This is a genomic window from Luedemannella flava, from assembly GCF_039528515.1.
In the GTDB taxonomy this organism is placed as follows: Bacteria; Actinomycetota; Actinomycetes; order Mycobacteriales; family Micromonosporaceae; genus Luedemannella; species Luedemannella flava.
The window spans coordinates 1-1,988 of sequence record NZ_BAAALT010000148.1; the positions used below are offsets into that span (position 1 = coordinate 1).

Sequence of the window (1,988 nt, forward strand, 5' to 3'; positions counted from 1 at the left end):
TTCGCAAGCGAACGCGACTGCGTTCGATCGATTGCAGTCGTAGAACGCTGCGGCTTTCTGGATTGCATCGAATCGCCATTCGTTCCCGTCGTCAGTCCTGATACGGACCGATCCGGGTGTCTCGTTGTGAGACATGCTCGTGAACACAACCCGCCTTTCCTAGTTTTTNAAATCGGTCTTCGCAATGTCCAACCGGCAGGAGACGGGTGACGGTGTTGGATAGAAGCGTTCTCGTAGAAGATGTCGGTGGTGGACCGACATCGGAGCTCCCCATCCGTTGGTGGTGTGTCAAGTGGACGGAGCAATCGAGATTGGCTATTGACGTTGGAATAATCTCGATCAGTAGCGGGGAGTTTCCGAATGTCTCAGTTGGACGGTAGTTGTCGGCAACGACACTACTCCCGATCCCCGCTACCTTGTACTCTCGAGCAGACGTGATTAAGCCTACTGGCCGTGAGGTTCCGTACTGGTACACACGGGATCTCGACACTCGTGTGCATATTCGGGAAAGCGTATCTGCTAACGTACAACCGGAAGGGGAGGTATTGCCAGAACTGGCCTTCTGAGTGAGTCCAACCCTCTCCCAGGAATATGAGAAAGAATTAACAAGATTGCCTGATAGATCCATAGCATGGTAAGCGAATTACGGGAATTCGTGTATCTGGATGAATTGAGTGTCAATAGCCTACTCGCTTCGCAATATGTGGCAGTTCCGGAGGCTGTAAAAGAAGCATCCGAGAATATTGAAGGCGATGAATCAGGTTGGAGCTTTGGTGGATCTTTGTCCATTTCAGGCCTCGGAGGAGGTGAAATTAGCAGAGACAGTAGTAGCTCTGAGGAGCAACGTGTCCTGAGGGAAACTGAAAGAAAAGTAAATGGTCAGTATAGATTCAGCATACTACATGATGTTCTTGAAGGATCTGGTGAATTGGTAGATTTGTCTGATTCTTCTTCTGATAATAGTTCGAGTTTAGAGTTTGATTCGGGAGATCCAATCAAAATTAGAGGGGATTGTGACCCAGACCCATTTTTTAAACTGCTTAATTCAATAACTATGTTAACTCGAATGTTCGAAGCAGAGCAACTCGAGCATACCACAGGAGAAGATGTTGATTTTTCAGAAGACATGGACGAGATTATGATCGATGAGTCAAGATCCGTATTTGATATTTGGAGAGATATTTTACATGGTGAAAGAATCGGCCTTCGAGTAGATTCAGATGGTTTTAATTATCCTGTAGTTATGTCTATTGACTTAGGGAGTTTGTGGACAAATCCGAAAAGAGAATTCTACAGTACTAAACAATACACTGTCATTGGTCGAGTAGATCATGTAATTGGTAATGAAAAGTGGGATTACATTGACTTAGTACAGATAATGAGTGAGGTGTTTACTGAGGACTCTGTAGACGGGTTTAGAGGTGTCTTATCTGAAGTTGCAGAGAATTTAGAAGAAAACACTCAAACAGAAAATGAGGAGGAGATGTTTGAAATAGACACAGATATTGAAGAATCAGATTATGTTGTGGATGGTCCAGCTATTGTCATTGACCCAGTCGCTATTTATTGGTGATCTCAGTTGGGTATGTGTTTATCGAGTTATAGCTCTATAGATAGTATTCCCCGGTCATTAAGTTCTTCAAGTACATCCGTAACTGAATCATGCCATAAAACCTGATCTTCAATATGTGTGGTAGGATGAGAAGCAGGGAAATCAGGGTCTTCTACTGAGAATTTTGTTTCCCACACGTAGATCTGATTTGGCGTGTGGGTCACAAAGTATTCCTCATTGGTAGGATTCTCAAATTCGTTTTTCAGGTAGCTAGCTACTAATTCTAATTCGTCATCAGGTCTGTCTTCAACAGTACTCATAGACCCAACTCCAATCTGAAAACTCAAAAATATATCTCCCGCCACGACTCACCCCTGTTTCATGTGCTTCAACTGGAGATCATGCGGAGGTGGGGGCGGGGCGCTGTAATTTTTTG

3 protein-coding genes are annotated in these 1,988 nt (G+C 44.3%); 1 reads left to right on the top strand and 2 read right to left on the bottom strand.

The genetic code is table 11. The features are described from left to right. A partial coding sequence (locus tag ABD211_RS33955) for a DUF7692 domain-containing protein (protein ID WP_425560488.1) occupies nt 1–135 on the bottom strand: 135 nt, incomplete at its 3' end. Nucleotides 136–631: 496 nt separating this feature from the next. Here ABD211_RS33955 and ABD211_RS21970 point away from each other — a divergent pair. Next, a complete protein-coding gene (locus tag ABD211_RS21970) occupies nt 632–1,573 on the top strand; it encodes a DUF6414 family protein (protein ID WP_425560487.1) in 942 nt (313 codons plus the stop codon). Nucleotides 1,574–1,599: 26 nt separating this feature from the next. Here the strand turns inward: ABD211_RS21970 and ABD211_RS21975 are convergent, their stop codons facing one another. Continuing rightward, complete coding sequence (locus ABD211_RS21975) at nt 1,600–1,872, bottom strand: hypothetical protein (RefSeq protein WP_160063045.1); 273 nt, start codon at nt 1,870–1,872, stop codon at nt 1,600–1,602. Nucleotides 1,873–1,988 lie beyond the last annotated feature (116 nt).